This is a genomic window from Pseudomonas sp. Irchel s3h17, from assembly GCF_900187505.1.
Taxonomy (GTDB): domain Bacteria; phylum Pseudomonadota; class Gammaproteobacteria; order Pseudomonadales; family Pseudomonadaceae; genus Aquipseudomonas.
The window spans coordinates 1-21212 of record NZ_FYDL01000029.1 but is presented as its reverse complement, the minus strand read 5'-3'; the positions used below and the strand labels follow the sequence as shown (position 1 = coordinate 21212).

General features: G+C 57.4%; 22 protein-coding genes and 3 pseudogenes. 11 read left to right on the top strand and 14 right to left on the bottom strand.

Annotation, left to right across the window (positions count from 1 at the left end):
* Positions 1–384 precede the first annotated feature (384 nt).
* Positions 385–1436, bottom strand: a pseudogene (locus tag CKW25_RS25380) (GGDEF domain-containing protein).
* Between the two features lie 186 nt (positions 1437–1622).
* Here CKW25_RS25380 and CKW25_RS25375 point away from each other — a divergent pair.
* Entirely contained in the window at positions 1623–1814 is a 192-nt protein-coding gene (locus CKW25_RS25375) for a hypothetical protein (RefSeq protein WP_095083679.1), read from the top strand.
* 90 nt (positions 1815–1904) lie between these two features.
* Complete coding sequence (locus tag CKW25_RS25370) at positions 1905–2297, top strand: hypothetical protein (RefSeq protein WP_095083678.1); 393 nt, start codon at positions 1905–1907, stop codon at positions 2295–2297.
* 216 nt (positions 2298–2513) lie between these two features.
* On the opposite strand, the gene CKW25_RS25365 is transcribed toward CKW25_RS25370, so the two are convergent.
* A complete protein-coding gene (locus CKW25_RS25365; RefSeq protein ID WP_095083676.1) occupies positions 2514–3692 on the bottom strand; it encodes a cystathionine gamma-synthase in 1179 nt (392 codons plus the stop codon).
* Entirely contained in the window at positions 3689–5065 is a 1377-nt protein-coding gene (locus CKW25_RS25360) for a pyridoxal-phosphate dependent enzyme (RefSeq protein ID WP_095083680.1), read from the bottom strand. Before CKW25_RS25360 ends, CKW25_RS25365 begins: the two co-directional genes overlap by 4 nt.
* Before the next feature lie 330 nt (positions 5066–5395).
* Here CKW25_RS25360 and CKW25_RS25355 point away from each other — a divergent pair, with 330 nt between their 5' ends.
* Positions 5396–5746 carry a hypothetical protein gene (locus CKW25_RS25355; RefSeq protein ID WP_095083675.1) on the top strand — a complete coding sequence of 117 codons (351 nt, stop codon included), beginning with the start codon at positions 5396–5398 and terminating at the stop codon, positions 5744–5746.
* 195 nt (positions 5747–5941) lie between these two features.
* On the opposite strand, the gene CKW25_RS25350 is transcribed toward CKW25_RS25355, so the two are convergent.
* Positions 5942–6982: a sterol desaturase family protein gene (locus CKW25_RS25350; protein WP_095083674.1), complete on the bottom strand. Its 1041-nt coding sequence runs from the start codon at positions 6980–6982 to the stop codon at positions 5942–5944.
* A 225-nt stretch (positions 6983–7207) separates the two neighbouring features.
* Between CKW25_RS25350 and CKW25_RS25345 the strand changes: the two genes are divergently transcribed.
* Positions 7208–7525, top strand: coding sequence for a DUF2388 domain-containing protein (locus CKW25_RS25345; RefSeq protein WP_095083672.1), 318 nt, complete (start codon positions 7208–7210; stop codon positions 7523–7525).
* A 156-nt stretch (positions 7526–7681) separates the two neighbouring features.
* Here CKW25_RS25345 and CKW25_RS27210 read toward each other — a convergent pair whose 3' ends face one another.
* From CKW25_RS27210 to CKW25_RS26870, 3 genes are all read right to left on the bottom strand, one after another.
* A complete protein-coding gene (locus CKW25_RS27210; protein WP_256578029.1) occupies positions 7682–8185 on the bottom strand; it encodes a hypothetical protein in 504 nt (167 codons plus the stop codon).
* 164 nt (positions 8186–8349) lie between these two features.
* Positions 8350–8820 (bottom strand): anti-virulence regulator CigR family protein, encoded by a 471-nt coding sequence (locus CKW25_RS25335; protein ID WP_095083669.1) that lies wholly within the window; start codon positions 8818–8820, stop codon positions 8350–8352.
* Positions 8821–8935: 115 nt separating this feature from the next.
* Positions 8936–9352 (bottom strand): hypothetical protein, encoded by a 417-nt coding sequence (locus CKW25_RS26870; RefSeq protein WP_218192560.1) that lies wholly within the window; start codon positions 9350–9352, stop codon positions 8936–8938.
* 173 nt (positions 9353–9525) lie between these two features.
* On the opposite strand from CKW25_RS26870, the gene CKW25_RS25325 reads away from it, so the two are divergent.
* From CKW25_RS25325 to CKW25_RS25315, 3 genes are all read left to right on the top strand, one after another.
* Entirely contained in the window at positions 9526–10767 is a 1242-nt protein-coding gene (locus tag CKW25_RS25325) for a molybdopterin-dependent oxidoreductase (RefSeq protein WP_095083665.1), read from the top strand.
* A gap of 10 nt (positions 10768–10777) precedes the next feature.
* Positions 10778–11401 (top strand): c-type cytochrome, encoded by a 624-nt coding sequence (locus CKW25_RS25320; protein WP_095083663.1) that lies wholly within the window; start codon positions 10778–10780, stop codon positions 11399–11401.
* A gap of 962 nt (positions 11402–12363) precedes the next feature.
* Positions 12364–13296 (top strand): universal stress protein, encoded by a 933-nt coding sequence (locus CKW25_RS25315; protein ID WP_095083661.1) that lies wholly within the window; start codon positions 12364–12366, stop codon positions 13294–13296.
* Between the two features lie 161 nt (positions 13297–13457).
* Here the strand turns inward: CKW25_RS25315 and CKW25_RS25310 are convergent, their stop codons facing one another.
* The gene (locus tag CKW25_RS25310; RefSeq protein ID WP_095083659.1) at positions 13458–13670 is read right to left on the bottom strand and encodes a DUF1059 domain-containing protein; all 213 of its coding nucleotides are present in this window, start codon (positions 13668–13670) and stop codon (positions 13458–13460) included.
* 211 nt (positions 13671–13881) lie between these two features.
* On the opposite strand from CKW25_RS25310, the gene CKW25_RS25305 reads away from it, so the two are divergent.
* Positions 13882–14652 (top strand): phytanoyl-CoA dioxygenase family protein, encoded by a 771-nt coding sequence (locus tag CKW25_RS25305; RefSeq protein WP_095083657.1) that lies wholly within the window; start codon positions 13882–13884, stop codon positions 14650–14652.
* A gap of 312 nt (positions 14653–14964) precedes the next feature.
* Here the strand turns inward: CKW25_RS25305 and CKW25_RS25300 are convergent, their stop codons facing one another.
* Entirely contained in the window at positions 14965–15351 is a 387-nt protein-coding gene (locus tag CKW25_RS25300; RefSeq protein WP_143497488.1) for a hypothetical protein, read from the bottom strand.
* 578 nt (positions 15352–15929) lie between these two features.
* Between CKW25_RS25300 and CKW25_RS25295 the strand changes: the two are divergent.
* From CKW25_RS25295 to CKW25_RS25285, 3 genes and pseudogenes are all read left to right on the top strand, one after another.
* A pseudogene (locus CKW25_RS25295) lies at positions 15930–16130 on the top strand (IS3 family transposase); the annotation flags it as partial.
* Between the two features lie 153 nt (positions 16131–16283).
* Positions 16284–16805, top strand: a complete 522-nt coding sequence (locus CKW25_RS25290; protein ID WP_095083653.1) for a hypothetical protein — start codon at positions 16284–16286, stop codon at positions 16803–16805.
* A gap of 3 nt (positions 16806–16808) precedes the next feature.
* Positions 16809–17627: a DUF1266 domain-containing protein gene (locus CKW25_RS25285; RefSeq protein ID WP_095083651.1), complete on the top strand. Its 819-nt coding sequence runs from the start codon at positions 16809–16811 to the stop codon at positions 17625–17627.
* A gap of 58 nt (positions 17628–17685) precedes the next feature.
* Here CKW25_RS25285 and CKW25_RS26735 read toward each other — a convergent pair whose 3' ends face one another.
* The 5 genes and pseudogenes from CKW25_RS26735 to CKW25_RS25275 form a co-directional block, all read right to left on the bottom strand.
* On the bottom strand, positions 17686–17853 hold the full coding sequence (locus tag CKW25_RS26735; protein ID WP_172736644.1) for a hypothetical protein: 168 nt from the start codon (positions 17851–17853) through the stop codon (positions 17686–17688).
* 373 nt (positions 17854–18226) lie between these two features.
* A complete protein-coding gene (locus CKW25_RS26555) occupies positions 18227–18682 on the bottom strand; it encodes a hypothetical protein (RefSeq protein WP_143497486.1) in 456 nt (151 codons plus the stop codon).
* 676 nt (positions 18683–19358) lie between these two features.
* Positions 19359–20045 (bottom strand): hypothetical protein, encoded by a 687-nt coding sequence (locus tag CKW25_RS26865; protein ID WP_218192559.1) that lies wholly within the window; start codon positions 20043–20045, stop codon positions 19359–19361.
* 245 nt (positions 20046–20290) lie between these two features.
* Positions 20291–20737, bottom strand: coding sequence for an arsenate reductase ArsC (locus CKW25_RS25280; protein WP_095083649.1), 447 nt, complete (start codon positions 20735–20737; stop codon positions 20291–20293).
* 259 nt (positions 20738–20996) lie between these two features.
* A pseudogene (locus tag CKW25_RS25275) lies at positions 20997–21089 on the bottom strand (DNA adenine methylase); the annotation flags it as partial.
* Between the last annotated feature and the right edge of the window lie 123 nt (positions 21090–21212).

Below are 21212 nucleotides of genomic sequence, written 5' to 3'. Positions count from 1 at the left end.
AAACGGAAGGAAAGTATTAATATCGCGCATAAGAACGCCGGTTTGTTAGATGTGTTTGCTCGCACGAACATCATCAATCAAATCGGCGTTCTTGTTTCTGTCTTTCCCGGGATTCCGTGAAGAACCAAAAAAAAGCCCAAGTAGCTGATGGAAACTTGGGGCTTAAAAATGCATAAACCGTGGTGGTGAACGCAGGGCAATAATACCTAACCCATTGACTTGTAACAAGATATTTACAGGTGTTTTTTTCGACCGTTTATCCGCTAAGTCCTTAAATAACCACACTTTTTTCGCGCCATACCGCTCATCGACACTGAGCTGCTGAAGGAAAATCCGTGGATGCCGCGCGACGATTTTCAGCAGCTCGCCTGCAGCTTGCGAGGGTCACTTCCAGGCCGACCGATGGACCTGGTTACGACCATTGCGCTTGGCTTGGTACAGCGCGTCATCGGCGCGCGTCAGCAGACTCTCAAGGGTGTCATCCGGTTTGGCGAGGGCGACACCAAAGGACGCCGTGACCCTGTCCAACAACTGGTCGGTACCACGTGCCTTGATCCGCAAGGCCTGCACCTTCAGGCGCAGTTGCTCGGCAAAATCCCAGGCGTTATCCAGGTCCCTGCACGCGTGCAACATGACGCAGAACTCTTCACCGCCATAGCGCGCCACCGTGACGTGCGGGCTGATGGCATTGCGCAGCACCTCGCCGACATGCTGGAGCACCCGGTCGCCCAACGGGTGGCCGTACTGGTCGTTGAACTGCTTGAAGTGGTCGATATCCAGCATGATCAATGCCACACCCGGCTGGCCGGAGCCCAGCGCCTGCTCCAGTAAGCGGGTGAATGTCATTCGGTTGAGCACCTGGGTCAGGCCATCGAGGGTCGCGGCCAACTGGGCGCGCTCAAGCTTGTCGCGCAGGCTCTTGATCTCGTTTTGCGCCGAGTGCAATTGGGCAAGGAACAACTCTTGCTGACCCTGCATGAGCCGGGTGCTCTGCTGCAGCTCACTCAGGAGAGCGGGCAGCGTTCGCCCGTCGGCTCCTCCAGCATGTCCAGGCAATGCCCGAGACGGTCCTGGAAATGCTGGCTGCCTTTGACGCTGCGCGAGATGTCGCGCTCCATGCCGTCCACCAGGTTGATCGCCTGTTGCTGGCCGCTGCGAGCGTCCTCCAGTTCATCGCGGATGATGTACTCACGAAACAGCCGGGCAGCAGACTCCGCCGGGAGCCCGTCGAAGTCCCTGACCATCCTGTCCAGGTGACGATTGAGCTCTGGCTCCTGGCCTTTGCTGTAGGTGTACCAGAGCGCGTAATGCACCGGATTGGGTGGAATGTTGTGGCGCACCATCAAGGGCACGGCCTGCTTGAGCAGCGCCGCTGCTTCGCGGGAATCCTCGGGATACAGCGCTAAGGCAGTCGCACGCGTCTCTGGTTGGCTCATAACGTCACTGTGGTTTGATTATTGTTAACGAATGATAAGCCGCTGAGCATAACCATAGGCCGGACAAACGGCCATCCCGGCATCGTGCCCGGCTGAGGACAGTTCATCGGATACCCCTGAAGTTAGCTTGCGATAGTGGCTTATAGCCGCTATTGCTTAACATCCTCCAGGCAAGAGGACAGGGTAATGAACCCCCGATTCGTTGTGGTTCCTGCGATCCGCACCAAGACCGCATCCGGCCGTGAAGGGATTCGGCTGCACACCGGGTTGATCCCGATTGGTTTCAACCTCTACGACAATCAGGATAAACAGCGAATGAAAGCCCACTATGGGACCCACCTGGAAGCCCAGGCCGAATGTGAAAGACTCAATACCTGAAGCCTGAATCCCACGCCTGTCGCCCGGTCATTGACTCGCCCTTTTTGGGGGCGTGAAATGTCCACCTGGTCGATATCAGGAGGTGTCCACATGGCTAACATCCAGATTCTGGCCGGTGATTTTCTTTATGGTGTCGGGACCTGCGGACCGGGTGTGATCAACGTCGAGACCGCACTCTATCCCTGGCCGGGCCTCAACGTCCCGGTGACGGACATCAAGGATTTCACCCTGTTGAACCAGGCTCCACAATCACTCACGCAGAACCCTGCCGGCATGGGCCTGGCCGCCACCCTGGCGCTGGCCCCCCTCTGCGCCGTCACCGACACCGCCTTGAGCCACGATGAGGCTCAGGTGACGTTCTGGGTTGAACTCAAGGATGGCAGGAAACTGCTGTGCCTGACGGATGCCGACACCTACAGGCACCTGGAGGGGAGCACGGGTCAGCACGCCCCCTTGAACACTTTTCCTGCCTTATCGGGCTAGCCCCTGTTACCCCGAAACCGCAGGCTTATCCGGAACCCGCCAAGGGAGATGAAACCGCATTTGTAGGAGCAGCCGAACGACGCTCTAGTGCTCGCGATGGACTCAAGAACAACCCGATTACTCAGAAAACAAGTGTAATCGTTAACGTCCATCGCGAGCGCGCTTGCTCCTACAGAACGCATTACCAAGGGTTCCGGAGTGTTCATGGCGACGGGCTCAGACCCGTGCCAGCGCCTGGGCCAGGTCGGCGCGCAGGTCGTCGACCGCCTCCACCCCCACGGACAAACGCACCAGCGCATCGCCGATGCCAAGCTGCGCGCGGGTCTGCGCCGGGATGCTGGCGTGGGTCATGATTGCCGGGTGCTCGATCAGGCTTTCCACTCCGCCCAGGCTCTCGGCCAGGGCAAAGATCCGCACCGCCTCGAGGAAGCGCCTGGCACCCGCCAGGTCGCTGTTCAGGTCCAGGGAAATCATTCCGCCGAACCCGCGCATTTGCCGCAGGGCCAACCCGTGCTGCGGGTGCGAGGGCAGGCCCGGATAATAGACCCGGGCGACCTGCGGCTGATGCTCCAGCCATTGCGCCAGTTCCAGCGCGTTGCTGCAGTGGCGCTCCATGCGCAGTGCCAGGGTCTTCACCCCGCGCAAGGTCAGAAACGCATCGAACGGCCCGGCGATCGCCCCCACCGCGTTCTGCAGGAAACCCAAGCGTTCGGCCAGTTCGGCGTTCTGCCCGACCACCGCGATGCCGCCAATCACGTCGGAGTGGCCGTTCAGGTACTTGGTGGTCGAGTGCAGCACGATGTCGAAACCCAGTTCCAGTGGCCGCTGTATCCACGGACTGGCAAAGGTGTTGTCGGCCACACAGAGGATGCCTCGCTCGCGACACAGGCGCGCAACCGCGGCCAGGTCGGTGAGGCTCAGCAAGGGATTGCTCGGCGTCTCGACCCAGACCATCCGCGTGTCGGGCTGCAGTGCGGCTTCGAAGGTCGCCAGGTCCGTCAGGTCGACAAAGCTGAAGCGATGGCCGGCGCTACGTTGGCGCACCCGTTCGAACAGTCGGAACGTACCGCCGTACAGGTCGTTGCCGGAGACCACATGCGCGCCGGCATCGAGCAGTTCGAGTACGGTGGCGATGGCCGCCAGCCCGGAGGCAAAGGCGAAGGCCCGGGTCCCGCCTTCCAGGTCCGCCACGCAGCGCTCCAGCGCCCAACGCGTGGGGTTGTGCGAGCGCCCGTAGTCGAGCCCCTTGTGCACCCCGGGACTCTGTTGCGCATAGGTGGAGTTGGCGTAGATCGGCGGCATCAGCGCCCCGGTGGACGGGTCAGGCACCTGCCCGGCATGGATCACCCGGGTGGCGAAGTCACGTGGCGTGGCGGTTTCATCGTGCTGGCTCATGCAAGGGATCTCCGTAGGTGATTGAGCATGTCGACCCGGGTAATCAGGCCGTGAAAACCCGAGGCGTCCTGGATGATCGCCACCAACCCACGGTCGAGTTCCGCCTCCAGTTCCGCCAGACTGGCACCCGGCGGCAAGGTTTCCACCTTGTCGGTCATGGCGCTGGCCACGGGCATCCGAAAGTGCGAAGCGTCCTGGTGCACGCCCAGCAGAATATCGGACTCGTCGATCACCCCGACCAGCCGCTGCCCGCCGACCAGCACCGGCAGCTGTGACACATCCGCCAGGCGCATGCGCTGGAAGGCGGTGAGCAAGGTGTCGTCCGGGCCTACGCTAATCACCCGGTCATCCTCGAAACGGCGCGCAATCAGGTCGCGCAGGTCGCCGTAATGCTTGCGCTGCAACAGGCCCTGGTCGTTCATCCACTGGTCGTTGTAGACCTTGGACAGGTAGCGGGTACCAGTGTCGCAGACGAAACTGACCACGCGCTTGGGCTCGGTCTGCTCGCGGCAATAACGCAGCGCCGCCGCCAGCAAGGTACCGGTCGAGGAACCCCCGAGGATGCCTTCGGCGCGCAGCAACTGGCGGGCATGATCGAAGCTTTCCTCATCGCTGATGGAATAGGCCTGGCGCACGCTGGAAAGGTCGGCAATCGATGGAATGAAGTCTTCGCCTATGCCCTCCACGGCCCAGGAACCGGGGGTGCCGAGGGTGCCGCTGCGGCTGTATTCGGCAACCACCGAGCCCAGTGGATCGGCCAGCACCATGGCCAGGTTCGGCTGCACGCGGCGAAAGAAGCGGGTCAGCCCGGTCAGCGTGCCGGCCGATCCGACACCGACGACGATGGCATCCACGTCATGCTGGGTCTGCGCCCAGATCTCGGGCGCGGTGCTGCACTCGTGGGCCAGCGGGTTGGCCGGGTTATTGAACTGATCGGCGAAGAAGGCATCGGGGATCTCCTGCGCCAGCCGCCCGGCGACATCCTGGTAGTAATCCGGATGGCCCTTGCCGACATCGGACCGCGTGATGTGCACCTCGGCACCCATCGCCTTGAGGTGCAGGACCTTCTCGGTGGACATCTTGTCCGGCACCACCAGCACCACCCGGTAGCCCTTGGCACGCCCCACCAGGGCCAGGCCCAGGCCGGTATTGCCGGCGGTGGCCTCGACAATGGTGCCGCCAGGACGCAGACGGCCATCGCGCTCGGCGGCGTCGATCATCGCCAGGCCGATGCGGTCCTTGATCGAACCGCCGGGGTTCTGCGATTCGAGTTTGAGGAACAGCGTACACGGGCCGGTATCGAAACGACTGACGCGCACCAGCGGCGTATTGCCGATCAGTTCGAGCACGGCGGGACGGGAGTTGTTCGGCATGTCGTCACCTCGCTGCGGCAACCCGCACTGGATGGACAGCAACCTGCTGCGAGTCATCAGGCGATGCTCGCAGCTCAAGCATCGCTTGGAACATAGGCCGGGATTGCCTCACCCGCAACCGCTCGCAGCCAGCCGGTAGCGATGGCGCGTGAATGACAACCCACCAAAGGGCTGATTGAACGCTCACCACGGGCATGTGTTCGGTGCCCCTCTCCTTGCCTTATCGGCCATGGCAAGACCAACGGCGCTGCAGCTCATCGCCATGACGTTGACGCCCATCGTCCATGGGTACGAAATGATGAGTCGACACGACTGCCAGAGGACAAAGAAATGGCAACGATCAGCGTGCTGGCCGGCGACTTCCTGCCAGGCGACGCCAGCTATCAATCGGGCGTCTTTACCCTGCAAACGCTCCTCGGTCGTCCCGTCCGGATCCCCGTCGCGTCGTTTGAAACCCTTGAAGCCGCCTGCGTGGAATCGGTGAAGAACACCCGGGATGCCATCGGTCTTGGAATCGCCGGAGCGGTGCTACTCGGTCCGATAGGCGCGGTGGCCGGGTACCTGATAGCGGGCGAAGAGACAGAAGTCACGGTCATCGCAACGCTCAAGGACGGTAAGAAGCTGTTGGCGGTGTTGAAGGACGATACTTTTCAGGAGATTACCGCGCGCATGCCCGGTTGAGCCCTCCAGGCCTTTGCAGCGAATGCCTGTCTAGCAATTCCATGACATCCTTTTCACGAATCGATCACACCCTGGGGCGCAGAGTCTTCCCACTCCTTTGAAAAGCTCCCTTTTAGTCCGCGAACGCGGACTTTTTTATGCTCCGGGGAAAGCTTGGCGGCGCAGGCAGGATTCCCGGCCCAGCACCGTCGCCCACTACACAGAGGGCGTTTCCGAGGCGCCGGGTGCATGCGCCCTGGGGCGCTTGGCCAGGCACAGCCTGCGGGCAGTGTCCACAAAGGGAGTGACGATCAGGCTGTAGACTGTCAGGTACCGCTCGTGATCCCGTGCCCCGGTACCGAACCGGACCGGCTCGGGTGTCGAGGTGGTCACGTAGAGTGTGCCGAACATCCAGTCCCAGAGTGACAGGTTGGTACCGAAGTTCTTGTTGAAGTGTTGGCGCGCGTCGCTGTGGTGAATCTGGTGCTGGGCCGGGCTGTTGAGCACGTGCTCGATGACAGGGCCGAACGAAAGCCAGACATGGCTGTGACGCAGGTTGGCCGCCAGGCCATTGAGGATCAACACCAGGTAGGTCACGCCGAACAAGGTATAGCGGCCGATGACGCCGCCGCAGGCGTACCAGAAGACACCGGCGTAAGCGCCAAGGACAACCAGTGTGGTCAGCTTCTCGACAATCTTTTCAACGAAGTGCACCCGGCTTGCCGTCGCAGGCACCAGGACCGGGGCCGAATGGTGGACCTTGTGGAACGCCCACAACCACCGGCAATGAAACGCCCGATGGGCCCAGTAATGGATGAAGTCCTTGAGCAGAAACACCCCCAGCCCATAGAGCAGGGATAGCCCCAGGTTCTCCCCCACCTGCGTCCGCGCCCCCCAAAGGCGGGTGAAAAAGCCGATGTAGTCCCCGGAGCGCAGGATGTAGGGGTCCACCAGACCGACAATAGGCAGCACCAGCGCGACTTTCAGGATCGCCCGCACGAAGTAGTACCGGTAATCGAGCAAGGCCGAACGGTGCAAATGCACGCGACGACCGCCGATGAACTGCACGAACGAGCGCGCATCGGTCAGCCCTCGCCGCTTGCGGTACAGGAACAGGCTGTAGGCAATGCCATAGGACGTGAAGAGGAACGCCAGGCCGAGGCGACCATTGAGATCGAACAGGCCGAGAAACTGCTCGGTGACCGGCTCAAGCACCCACCTGCTCAAGTAGTCATGCAATAAAACGAGAACATCCACGCAAGGCCGCCCCCCATCAAAGGAACGGCATTGTAAATCATTTCGTATTGGCACGGTGGCGTACCGCCAGTGCCCTGGGTGCCTGGGGAAACCTGGATGAGTCCTCTCCCCCTTCAACCCTGTTCAGCCTCGAGTCAGGTCCAGGAAGGGAACTCCCGGCGGACACCGCGCCTCATAAAAGTAAGGGCCTGCCCCTTCAGGCTACAGGCTTTGGGAGGACACACCATGCGTTCCTTACTGCTCATTCCTGCGCTATTGCTTTGCCTGCCCGTGGGTTCGGCCATGGCCGATGTGGACGCGAGCGATGTCGCGACCTCGGCCGGGGTTTCCGCGTCGTTGTACTCAACGTTCAAGGACGACAAGATCGTGACGCCCGCCCACGATGACCTTTCCAGCTTCGTCGCCAGTGATGGTGCCATTCGGGGGGTTTATCTGGAGTCCGTGCTCAGGCAGATTCGCCAGGACCATCCTGGCCTCAAGGCCAGCGATGAAGACTTGGCCAGGGCGCTGCTCATGCGCGATGAACATCCGGCCAGCCAGTAGCGTCACGGCACCTTTGCAGAGGACTGCAAAGGTGTCGTGCAGGCTCACTGAAGGAGGTCAGGCGAGATCCGGGTGACCTGCCCGCGCCTTCCTGCCGGATTGGCTGCGCAAGCCTGGCTCCCGGGGAGCGGCTTGCTCAGTCCTGGTCCTCTGCGCTCAATGGGACTTCTTTGAAACCGATGGCTTTGAATCCGACGGCCCGGCATGACTCAACCCTTTGGTGTTGTGATCGCCTGGCGTCGTCGCCGAAATTGCCGTGGCCTTGGCGACGCCGCGCGTATCCTTGGACTGGGCAATGCCTGAAGTCGTGGTGCCGTGGCCGCGATCATCATTGCGATCACTGCCATAGTGGTTGCCGCTGAGACCGTGGTCGCGAGTGGCCTTGCCGGCATGATCGCTGCTCAGTCCATTACCGTGGCCATTGCTGCTGGAACCACCGGCATGACCCGAACCGCTGTGACCGCCACCCGTACCGCCACCGTGACCGCCGCCATTTCCGCCGCCGTGGCCACCACCACCACCACCACCACCACCACCACCACCACCTTCCTTCGCGTAGGCGGAGTTCATGATGGACAGGTCAGCGGGGAGCAACGGGGCAGCTGCAAGCATCAGGGCGCATGACATTACAGCAACGAGACTCTTGTTTTTTAAAAGCATGATAGCTTCCGTGAGGGTTGTTATGGCGTTACGTATGACGCCTGAAGTCCCCGACAGTTCAAGCCCCGCGACGGACGGACGGTGGTGAGCCCTGACTCGAACAGGCCCCCCTCCCCCCATGAGACATCAATGCGCAAGCTGGATGAGCCTTGTCAGCCAATCCGTCAATCGAAAGCGCCGTTGAGCACTTCATAAATGAGCCCGGTGGCGAGCGCGACCAGTATCAGGTCGGTCCCTGCTTGCTGCCATTCGTAGCCATCATAGTGAGGCAGCCTGCCGATCAGCCGGCCATCCAGTTTCTTGGCAATCCCCGGCGGTAGCGGCTTGCCTCGCGCCAGGTTCTTTTGAATACCGGGAGGCAAGGAAGCCCCCGGGCTCCAGTAGTCCTGATAGCCCCCAATAATGCCAAGCACAGCGCTGTGATTGATGCTCGGGCCATTGTCCCAATCACCGCCGCCTGAGTGTTTGCCTGTGTTGCCATGGCCTCCCTGGTTGTCATAGTCCTGGCTGTATTGCGGATTGCCCTTGCCATTCCCTTGCCCCTTCCCGTTACCCGGGTCGGCCGATGCCGTGACTGAGCCGCAGGCCAACGCAAGGCATGTAACTGCTGTTATCAACGAGCGAGATCTGATCATGTCCGTCCTCTCAGAAAGGGAATACTCCCTGGAATGTAGACGCCATGGGCCGTGTTAGTTCCATGGTCTCGCCCATTGTCGCACCCGGACATGGAGACTGACGCCCGACTGACAATCACTGGTAACCAAGCGACCACATCCAGGCGCTCAACACGCACAGCAACACGAAGGCGAGCGCACTCGGCCACAGCGGCATGAGATACCCCGCCACGAGAATCTCAGGGCGAACAATCAGACGCACCAGTTGCGCCAGGGCCATCAGCGCAAAAACGACACCGGCCACGCGCAACCCAATGATCGGGGATTTCATACTGTTCACCTCCACCTGAGCATCAAGCCGAACCCCCTGAAAGAAAGTATAGGATTGGCTGCCCGCCGAGGGTCGGGTTGACGGACCTCGACTTGATCCGCGACACGGCGCTCGAACAATTCGCATGGGTTGGCGGGTGATGAAGTTGCAGACCGATTCATTGAGCTGATCCATGCGCGATAGGCAGGTGTCGGCAGCCATTGTCATCAAATGCAAAGTCATTGACGTTCAATGAAAAGCCGTCGGCGTGCGCATGACGATACTGGTTTGTTCACCGAAGCCGAACAGTCAAGCGAAACGCCATTCGCACCTTGAACCTGACGTATCCCCATCCCGACGGGGGCTTTCAGGGGCATCTCAGCAAAACAATCATAAAAAGCAAAGGAGAGCGAAGCATGAAGTTCAATTTTGTAGAAAACAGCCAACCGAACCGCCGGCGCGTGCTACGTGACGCCTTGGTCCTGGCGTTGGCGGCTTCTGCGCTGGCTCGCGTCGCCAAGGCCGGAGACGAAACCGCTGAAGAAATCACCTTTGCCGCCGGCCCGCGACCATTGGTGCAATACCCACAAAAACGGCCGTTGACCCTGGTGACCACCCGCCCGCCACACCTTGAGACCCCGTTCCACCTCTTCAACGAAGGGCCTATCACGCCAAATGATGCCTTTTTTGTGCGCTACCACCTGGCCAATTTCCCGACCAGCATTGATCCAGACAGTTACCGCTTGACGATCAAGGGCTCGGTCAACACACCGCTGTCGCTTTCCCTCGCGGAACTCAAGGCCCTTGCCGAACCGGTAGAGGTGGTGGCCGTCAATCAGTGTTCCGGCAACAGCCGTGGGTTCTCGATGCCACGCGTGTTCGGCGCGCAATTGGGCAATGGCTCAATGGGCAATGCCCGCTGGGTGGGCGTCCCGCTCAAGGCGGTACTGGAAAAGGCAGGCGTGAGAGCCGACGCCAGGCAAGTGACGTTCCGTGGGCTCGACAAGCCAGTGCTGCCGAGCACACCGGAGTACATCAAGGCGCTGGACATCAGCCATGCCATGGACGGCGAGCCCATGATCGCCTGGTCGATGAACGGTACCGACCTGCCCTTCCTCAACGGTTACCCAATACGCCTGGTAGTGCCAGGCTACTTCGGCACCTATTGGATCAAGCACCTGAGTGAGATCGAAGTCGTCGACCACACCTACGACGGCTTCTTCATGGCTAAAGGTTACCGCGTCCCAGACAACGATTGCCTCTGTATCGCCCCCGGCACGACAGCCGCGCAAACGCGGCCGATTTCCAGGTTGCCGGTACGCAGCTTCATCACCAGCGTCAAACACGGCGACGTGTTGCCACTGAAAAAGAGCGTGGAGCTGAAGGGTATTGCATTTGATGGCGGTGTCGGGATCAACCGGGTGGAAGTCTCGATCGACGGCGGAAACAGTTGGCGCGAAGCCCGGCTCGGAGAGGATCTTGGGCGCTTCTCTTTTCGCCAGTGGACGCTGCCCCTCACCTTTACCCGCAAGGGCGCCACACAGCTGATGGTACGAGCCAGCAACAGTGCCGGCGAGACACAGCCGTTGCAAGCCGACTGGAACCCCGGTGGCTACCGCCGCCACGTCGTAGAAACCAGCCACGTGATCGTCGCCTGAGGAGCCTTGTATGAAACGCATGACCACCCTGCTGTGCGCGGCTCAGGTTTGTTTGGCGACCTTGGTAAACGCAGCGCCACTCGCCATCACGTTGCCGCCCGAAACGGCGGTACTCAAGCCCAGTGCGCTGCCCGGATACCCACTGGCGCAGCACAAGTGCTCCACTTGCCATTCTGCCGACTACATCAACTTCCAGCCGCCCGGCATGAGCCTGGCGCAATGGACCGGAGAAGCCAGAAAGATGCAGCAGGTGTACGGCGCTCCCATCAGCGACCAGGAGGTGAACATCATCGGTGCCTACCTTGCGGTCACCTACGGCAGTGCCCAGGCCGGCGATGCCGATGTGCAGGCTGTCTCAAGCCCGGCGGCGCCCGTCGCCAAAGTCGACGATGCCATGGCATTGCTCCAGGGCAATGCCTGCCTGTCTTGCCACGCCATCGATCACAAGGTCGTAGGCCCGGCCTACCACGAAGTGGCGGCCAAATACGCCAGCGATCCGCAGGCGCTGGCCAAGATAATGTCCAGCATTCAAAACGGTGGAACCGGCAAATGGGGGAGCATCACGATGCCGCCTTTTGCGCAGTTAAGCCCGGACGAGCTGAAAACCCTGGCGACGTTCGTGCTGCATCAGTGATGTCGACACTGTATTGATCGCGGATTCCAGGTTCGCTGCGCCTTGTGCACAGGGCAGCGAACCTGGCTGGACGTGCAGGGACCCTCTGCGGGGACGGCGGCGCTGGAGTGATGCCCACTCCAGTCGCCTGGCCTTCCATGGCAAGACAAACACTAGATCTCGTAACGGGACTTGCACAAAGCAGCCAATCCCATCTATTGCACTCGGAAACTCTCGCGGCAAGTCTGCTTGAATTATCCGGCATACTTGGCATCGCAAAAGCGGATCTGCTTCAGGTGTCTCGATCAGCGGGCACGGTATTACCTCATCAGATCGAATAAGGTTTGTTTAGAGTTTACTTAGGTGAAAATCAACTAACTCAGCCGAACAACTACCTAAACATCAAGCAGAATAACCACCATACTTAGCCATTGAGTTGTGCGAGCAGAAACGCTCGCCGGAGAGCAACTCGATCATCACTCCAGGATCTGGGCATTCACGTGGGGTGTGGCACTTGTACGGGCGGATAGACTCAGGTAGGCGAGGCATTGAAGGCGGCAGATGCTATCGCGCTTCCTGTGTCATTAGCGCAATCAACAAGAAGTAAGGTGATTCCTCCAGCACTAATAAGTGTACCTGCAGCGTTACAATCAGCGTCAAGTGTACCGGCCGCGTTACAACTTACCCTGCATCACTATAGATGCAATGGAACAACGGCGCCAGTGCTGGAAACTCATATTGCGTAGTTGCATAAGCGATCAGCAGCAGTTTCGTAATCATCAATACCCGCTCGATTTAAGCATCACCATCGGATTGAGCGGGCGAGATTGGATTTTAGCTGTCGCGTGCAAGGTGTCGGCAAATGAACTTCCGGTTAACAGGTAGGCAAGGGTTGGCCAGTACGCGTACATCCGGCCGAAAGGATACAGGCCAAGAGTGCCCGCCACCCACATGAAAGCTGTACTCAGCACAGGAAGACGCTCATGCACACCATTCGCAACACGTTGGTGGTGGTGGATTCGCAACAGCCTAGGGATCTGATCCTGAACAGAGCCAAAATGATTGCCGACGCTACCCGGTCGCACCTGCATCTGTTGGCCTGCGACAAGGGAAACCACCATGCCCCCTACCTGAACGACATTCAAGGCGAATTGGTCCAGGAGGGTTACAGCGTCAGCGCCCAGCAAGCCTGGCACGGGAGTTCACACAAGACGATCATCGCCGCCCAACAGGCGGAGGGCTGTGGCCTGGTGATCAAGCAGCACCTGCCCCACACATCACTGATGAAGGCCCTCCTCACCCCCGAAGACTGGAAGCTGCTGCGCTACTGCCCCAGCCCGGTGCTGATAGTAAAAACCGCAAGACCCTGGACCGGTGGCAACATTCTCGCGGCCATTGATGCCGGTAACAGTGACATGGAGCACCGCGTCCTGCATTCCGGCATCGTCAGCCACGGCTACGACATCGCCGCACTGGCCGGCGGCACTCTGCACATGATGAGCGCCCACCCTTACCCCCTGTTCTCGGCAGCCAACCCCGTACTCCAACTCAAGGAGAGCATTCAGGCTCTTTATCGCGATCTGTGCAAGACGTTCCAGGCCGAATTCGACATCAGTGACGAACGCCTGCATATCGCGGAAGGCTCGGCCGATGTGCTGATCCCGTACATCGCGCACAAGCTCGAAGCCGCGCTCACGGTGATCGGTAGCGTGGCCCGTACCGGGCTGTCCGGCGCATTGATCGGCAACACCGCCGAAATGATTCTGGACACCCTGGACAGCGACGTACTGGTGCTCAAGCCGGACGACATCATCACCCACCTGGAAGAGCTGGCCGCCCCACCACCGAGCCCATCGGCCGATACAGCGACATCCTCCTGGCCGTATCACCACCACAACCATCGACCACATACCTAGGGGCACGTTAACTGCCCCCGGGCCAACCATGCGGACTCCCTCAGGGAGCAAGCCCTGCCGCCCTTCCAGTCAGCTCCAGGAAGAAGACAAGGCGTTCCCGCGCGCTACCGTTGCCGTCTCGCCCCTACTCGTCCGCCGCAACAATCTACAGGCGTTCTGGATCAAGTGCGTTGCGCTGCTTCAAGCGGCGGCGTGCCATCGTGAAACATAGTCTTCAGTTGTGCGCGTAACTCTGGCGAATCGATGTGTTTGTGAACCGAGACCGCATGCTGTGCCGCGGCATCCAGCAATTCACTTTCAGAATCGGCGGACAGTGCAACAGAACACTGGGTTTCACTTGGAAATTCACGGCAATCGATGTATTTGCGCGCCATGATATTCACCTCCATACGAAGGCAGGCCTGCGCCTGCGTGAACGACCGCTCGACACGCCACGGGGTAGCGCGTCGCATCAAGTGTGGTTATCCCTGAAGTATAGGTCGGTCAAAGGATCGCTGAAGACTTGCCGAAGGCTACAAGCCTGGCGAAGCCCTACGCGCAGTGCCAGTATGCGTTGGTGTCATCTGCATTTTCCGGGGGCGCACCATGGCCACCACCGAACGCTTGCCATCACAGACCGCCAGCCGTCTGCGGGCCTTGCACCGAGAGGGTTTCGTACTGCTGCGCGGCGTGCTGGACAGTGCCCAAATTATCACCCTGCGCACAGCAATAGATTGCCTTGATCCGCAGCACTGGGACTACAGTGGCCTGCTCGATCATTACAAGTGCGTGTTCAACCGCGACCCGTTGTGGCTGCCGTTTCTCGATCTGGACGGGGTCATCGAATTGGCCGAGGCGGCCCTGGGAGAAGACTGCCACATCATCGGCCAGACTGCCTGGCGCTGCCATCCGGGCTTTGTCGGCGCCGAATTGCATGTGGATTACCTGGCGATGGAACTGCCGCAAAGCCTGCTGGCCGACCCCGCCTTCGAGTTGCCGATGCAGATTTGCACCGCGCAACTCTACCTGGACAATATCGATGCCGACCTCAGCCCCACCCGGGTGATCCCTGGCAGTCACCGAGCCGGCCGGCCGCCTGCTTGCGGTGAAAGCCAGTGGCAGGGCCATACGGCGCAACCGGTGCTGTGTTCGGCGGGGGATGTTCTGATGTTACGCAGCGAACTGTGGCACGCCGGCAGCGACAACCGAACCCTCGACCGCACGCGCTACCTGCTGCAGGTGCATTACGGCCGACGCATGATGGCGCAGAAGTTCTCGCCCTATCTGCACTGGCGCTTCAACCCGACAGTGCTGGCTGCCGCCACACCACGTCAGCGGCGCTTGCTGGGAGAGCATCAGGAAGCGGAATACGACTGACCCGATCGGTCGCGCTCTGCACGCAGAACCGCCCGCACGCTTGGCCTATCCGCCCATGGCAGGAAGCGCGCGCTCGTTGTCCTCACGGACTGCGGTGCCAAGGTCAAGGGTGGTGAACCTAGACGTTTTCGAGCCCTGCCTTTGAGCTGTGGATTCAACCGGTCGATGCAACACAACTAAATTCTGTGCAAGCAGAAGGAGTGTTGCAGATGAAGCAGAGACCTCGGATCTATTACACCGAAAGCCAGAAAAAACTGATGTGGGATCGCTGGCAAAAAGGCGACGCTCTCCACCAGAACCTTCACACGGGGCTCACTCTCCGTTCACTAGAAACACCCCGTCCACCGGCTTGAGCATCCATTTCTCAATGTCCACGCCCAACGCGTGAATCACTGCGTTCATTGTGCCGCACTCGGTGGTCTCCGCCGTGATATCAGAGTACTGCGTGTGCATCTGGCGCTGGTCTGTGAATTGCGCTACTGGCAGCCCCGGTCGTTCGAGCACAACATGGATCACCACGATCGTGGGGCCGCCAGCGCTGACGGTCACTATATCTATGATTTCGATCTTCAGCGAAGGGGCGGCATCGATACCGGCACCCAACACGGAGAGTACAAACTCATACCGCGCTTCCAACTGATCTTGCACCGCCTGACGCAACGAGTCCGGCACACCGCACGCATCATCGGATTTAGACATCTGAAGCCCGTACACGACTGGTGGCAGTATCACCGTATTGTAAGCAGCAGGCGCGAGTGGCATTTGCTCAGGCGGCTGGGGATAGTGCGACCCGCAAGCAGCCAGAAGTGAACTCACCGCCATCGCGATGCACGTATTGCGCACGGATTGTCTTACTGTCATTGATTGACGGGGGAATCGTGAAGAATTCGATCATTGCCTAGCGCTACGCTGACATGGGCCTTGGTAAAGGCAGTGTTGCCAACAGACAGCTTTCTCATCGTGGGTGCTCCTGGTGTCTAACGTGTAAGTGAGGAGCGTCTGGAGCGCAGCTTGTGGCCGCCTCCCTCGACTGCCAGGTCAGGCATCTTCGCCATAGCGACTCTTGTGCCAGCTGTCGATGGCTACTTGTATATTGGGGCACCTGCTTTGAGCGTCATTGACGATTTCAGCCCCTGTTGCTAGGCAAGTTAACCTTAAGTTCTGCTCAAGCCAACCCCGAAAATTGGCGGCTGACTCGGAGTCTTTCAGAGGTTCTTCCAAATTGTCGAATCCAAGCTCATCGTAGCCAATGCCAAACAAGCGCAAGAATGAACGGAAGTCTGATGCGAGAACGGGACCTGGTGAGCAAACAGGCGGGGGCACACACCTACAGAAAGGCGACAGTTGAGCGCCCTGATAACCCGAATATCTTGAATCGGGAATTTGATGTGCAAGAGTCCAACCAGGTCTGGTGTGGTGACATCACTTACATCTGGGCACACGGAAAATGGCATTATCTGGCGGTTGTATTGGATCTCACTGAGGGGTTCGCAGTCAGAGGGAGATGGCTGCTACCAAAATTGACATACTCATTAGCAAGTGCTTCACTGACAAAGCGGCATAAACTTGAGTGGGATCTACTTAAGTAAGTGCATGCCTACTTATACGGATAACTGGAGAAGGAATTCTACATGCAAGCCATTACTTATAAAATGGAATATTCCATTCTTGAACTAGTATTTGGACTCATTGGTCCGGCAATCATCCTTGCCTCAATTTCTTATCCAGTTCCCGATCTAAAAATAGGCAGTCTCTGGCTTAAACTTCCGGAAGGTGTGGCCAATGGAGTGCTCGCCGTGCTGGGGGCTTATGTCACGTACCTTACAGTTGGAACGCTTTTTAAGAAACGCGCAGCCAATAGCCAAGGATCCAGCATTGTTCTTGACGAGGAGAAAATGACCTTCACGACAGTTCAGCGATTCCGTGGCGTGCGGACTACAGTAAACTATGACGCAATCGAAAAAGTCATCATTACGAATACTCCAGAAACCGACACATCAGTTGAGGAGAAAACGATAGAGATCAGCATGCCGTCACAGATGCCTAAACAACATGAATTTGACGCCATTCACATGACTAAAAAATCGGACTTTGATGTTCTTGTGAATGCGCTCAAGCATCGAGCCACCAATGCCATCTTTGAAGCTAGCTGACTTATGAATCTACTAAAAAAGCTGTTTCAGGCAATTTCCGGACAAAAGTACCGAAACTGCCCCGGTGGTGCGGTGGCGAGTCAGATAGAACAGCGAGCACTCAAAGCTGGACTTATCAACTCCGAGCAAATTATGGCATATTGCGATAGTTGCACAACCGGACTGACGCGCAATAGCCTTACCGACGGGCTTGGCTCAAACTGGGACATAAGGTCACCTCAGGAGGCTGCTGAAACACTGGAGTCACTCATCCAATATGGCCACCGTTTTTTTTACGATATTGTTTTTCGAGTGTACCGTGAGGGCGCTTCAGAAGACGGGCGCCATGAGGTTCTCGAGGCATTGGTGGCAAGTGGTCGCTACGGTCACCCAGAAACGGTGTGGGAGCGGATTGCTGCGGAGGAGTCGTCCGAGGAAAAAGACCTCGTTTTCTCAGCGCTGGAGAGGGCGATGGATATGCTGGAAAATCTGAGGTCAGCTTTTCGTCTTCTTAAAGACAAAGTCAATGGGCAGTATCTCCCCAAGGATTACAGCGTTGGGGTTCTTGCTTGGGATCTGGGCCGCCTGGTCACTGTTGCACGGATGTCATTGGACTGCGAATACATTGAACAACATGAACTCAACCGCATTCTTGCGCATGTTGATAGCGTGTTACGCTCGAATTTTTCGTCTTGGCCACAGTTTGCAAAGAGCTACATTATTGGACGGGCTTGCTGGTCGGGTCAGAACATGATGCTAGGTGGAATTATCGGTATTGCTGAAGATCTCATGACTGATAAAAATAGTCCTTGGGTACTGTCGCCCCTGCGAGTCGTTGATTAAGAATGGGGGGGCTCGGAACCTGAGTGCAATACCTTACCGAAAGGTTCAGGTGTTGCACTCAGGTTTCGCGGCCGCCCGGTTTTAAGCAAGCGTACTCGACCTGAAAGACCATAAATTCCGGCGACTGTCCCGGGCGCATCCCAATTTCCTGTACCTGCAATAGAGTTCCGGCCTTGGGCTTGGCGGGCTTGGCACCGGCGACAAGTGTTGATTTGATCGATGGCATATTCATTCCTTTTTGATGTCGATGGCGCTCAGCACGTCAATTGTGCCAGGCTGAAATCCATGTTCTTCGTTAGCAAGTGCAAATACAGTGTACTTTAAGCGCTAACCTGACGGACTGAGAACTGGCACTCTGGCATCAAGTTAGGGTATGCCTCAGAGAGGCGTTATCAATAGACAGCAGACTCCATAGGGACGGAGGTGCAATGCATTGGTCGGTGGTCGTCGCAATAGTTATTGTAATCTTCGTCAGTTGTCGCGTCGCAGTGCGACCCTCTAACTTACCCGCTCACTGCAGTGGACAATAGTGTTCGCACGCTGTAATCAGCCTTGCGGAAATGGGGCGACCCTAGATTTCGTTAGACTGCTACAGGTGTTCAATCTTCAGGAAATAGTAATACGGTAACGGTTTTAAACGGTTCTTTGAAATGAGTGATGCCATTTTCGTTTACTCTCCCGCGTAAAACTATCTCCTTTGTTCCTACCGCTACATTCTCACCATCATCAGTCTTGATTCTAACCTCGATGCAATCTCCGTTTTCATAGCCTACCGTTCTGACGACCAAGTTCAGATCGACGTAGTGATCGACTACGTCAGTTGTTACACGCGTCTTGTGTGGGCCGTTCGTCCAGTAAATATCTGTCACTTTACCGTCTCGCCTGACCGTTACTACCTCACAAGCCGCAGCGTCGGGAAGGGCCGAGGTTGACTTTTGTGGCGGACCCCAAGTTCCTAGCGGCGCTGCATTTTGTCCTTTTATATAACGTTCTTTTTGTTCCTGTGAGATTTTTCCAAGAATAGGCTGTCCTACTGCCATGACAGAAGAAGTCATGGTACTGATGGTGATTGCGACTATGTAACATGAAAGTTTCATTATCTGCCGTGACCGGAAAAATGTTTAGGCCGCTATAAAACGGTTCTCGACAGGCCAGAGCACTTGCAACGCATCGATCTGCGAGAGGAACTTCCACCATTTAGAAACGCTACCGATCGCGTCAGGCAGGAGACAGATCGCGCCTGACGCCACGGTTCGGGACGGTAAGCCCTTCATTCGCTAAGTTGCTGAGTTTAAATGCGTTTGCTGTTCCGTTGTTCCTCAAAACCGAAATTGGGAGGTGTCAGGTTGCCGGCGCGGATTTGTTGCGCTGCCGAATGATAGTCTGCGAGGTACAATAATCGTACGCCAGTTTCACCCAGGCGTGCCGATACCTACCTGTAAGGCCTGCAGTCGAAGCAGTATTACCGATTTAGCACGAGTCGCAGATTCTGAAATTTCACACCTATGCGCTCAGCTATCCTGGCAGGTTGCGGGTGACGTGCGTCTTCATTGCCGTCAGTCCCCACAACGGCTGGTTGCAGCTAATGTGAGCGCGAGGAACCCGTCAGCCGCAATTAATCGGAGCCAAAAATTGCGTTGATTGCGAGCATGACCATTTTCGATTGCAGGCCACTGCACCTAAGCACTCCCGAGCGTTAAGGTAGCTAGCCCATCCAGTCATGCTTACGGTTCAATACGGCCGCGCTGCAAAGACCCTGATGTCAGCCAAGCGACGGTCCCAAAAGGTGAATACTATTCCCATCGACGGGTATTCAAGGGAAATTTCATGCGCGCCCGGCATAGCAGAAGAATCGGGCAAATCAGACTCGCCAATTCTTTGTGGCTCTCCGTAAGCTCGGACAACATCGTTTATTGAACTGTTTTTTCCAATACCTACGTTAGTTTGACCATCAAATGATGTGTGAGTTTTTGAATAAAAGAAGAAAAACATAGTGGCGATTTTTCCATCCACCACCTTTACGCCCACTCCTTTGGATTCTGCCGTCCAATAATCCTCCCACTTTTTCCCGCCAAACTGTTCTATAAAGTTATTTTCATCTTTGCCAATTCTGCAATCGGGCAACCCGACGCCCGAGGTGATTAGGTATCGCGTACTGGGAACCGGCACCTCCACATTGGAGCCGCAGGCAGAGAGCGAAAACGTAGCGACACATAGCAGCAATGAGCGTACTAGAGTCCACAAGTTGATTGGCGATTTGGTAATTTTATGCGACTCCAAAGAATGAAAGATGTATGGGAAGCAATGGAAAAGAGCCTCCTTTTCCCTGCATGGAATCACTGACAACGAGCGCTGACTCGGCGCTTCGGTGGGTACTGGAGTGATGAGTAGCAGGACTACGTTGGTTGTCGGGTCCACGATCCCCCAACCCCCAACCTCTATGACCTCAGCCTAGCAGTTTCCATCCTTAGCGTACGATTTCCTCCGAATTCTGTAGGCTCCCCCGGATCGAGCGGCCCTTGCACCACCTCTTTCGAGGACCATCAAAATGCTCACTCACTGCCAATGTGAGTTCACTTTAGTCTACAATTTTGTTTCAGTTTTAATTCGGCGAATGACTAGTGCCAGTTAAAGACTGTTACCTATGTGCTTGAACTGTTTTGTTACCTATGTGGGTGAGTCATACCCTCCGGGTCATGTGGTCGATTTTTTACCATCAGGAAAAGCCTGATACGGTCACTCAACTCATGAAACACATGCCTGAATCCGTCGAGCCCCTCCTGCTTCACAGGATCAACGAAACTCCAGGTAAGGGTCTCACTGGACTGTGGTAGCAGCGCGAGTTCATCCGAGCCCTTGTCGCACAGATCAATAAGGTAGTCGAAAGACATACCTGCAAACTCTTCAAGGGCTTTACTTCTGAGCCCTTGAGTTGCAATACCTGCATGCTCAAGGACAGTCAGGGTGCGAGGGTTTACCGCCGTTGGTCGTACCCCAGCGCTGAAGGCTTCGAAATGCTCACTACCGGAATGTCTCAACACGGCTTCAGCAATCAGGGAGCGAGCGTCGTTAGCGACACAGACGAACAATACACGCAGTCGATCTGACATTTTCTAGCGCCTCGGATTTCAGCAGCCGCTTGAACTCAGTGCAATTTTACCGTCATCGTTCTGAACCAGGATTTCCGTAAGGAAAAATTTATAATATGCAGAGAACGTGGTTCAAATGGGCCTTCACACCCCCGTCCAGATACTTCCGCCCTGAAAAAGAATCCTGACGGCAAGTGAAACAGCCTGTGTTCAACAATCAGGTATTTTGCAGGCCTCACATGAGATCCTTGTTGGATTGATAGCCGTCATTTCAAAATAGTCATCCTGGCGCTGCTGGCTCCCAGTTCATGATCACCAGTTCCGCACTGACCTCAGCCTTGCCCAGGCGCTGATTGGTCGTGGTGTAGCGTATCCGATCCATGAACTACACCTACCGCCAGAAGCGCTTCGTGTTTACCGTGGCATTTCTGGCGAGCAGTTCCATGGCAGCAGCGCTTCATAGTCTTCAATCGACTGCGCATGCGGCAAGCGCTCC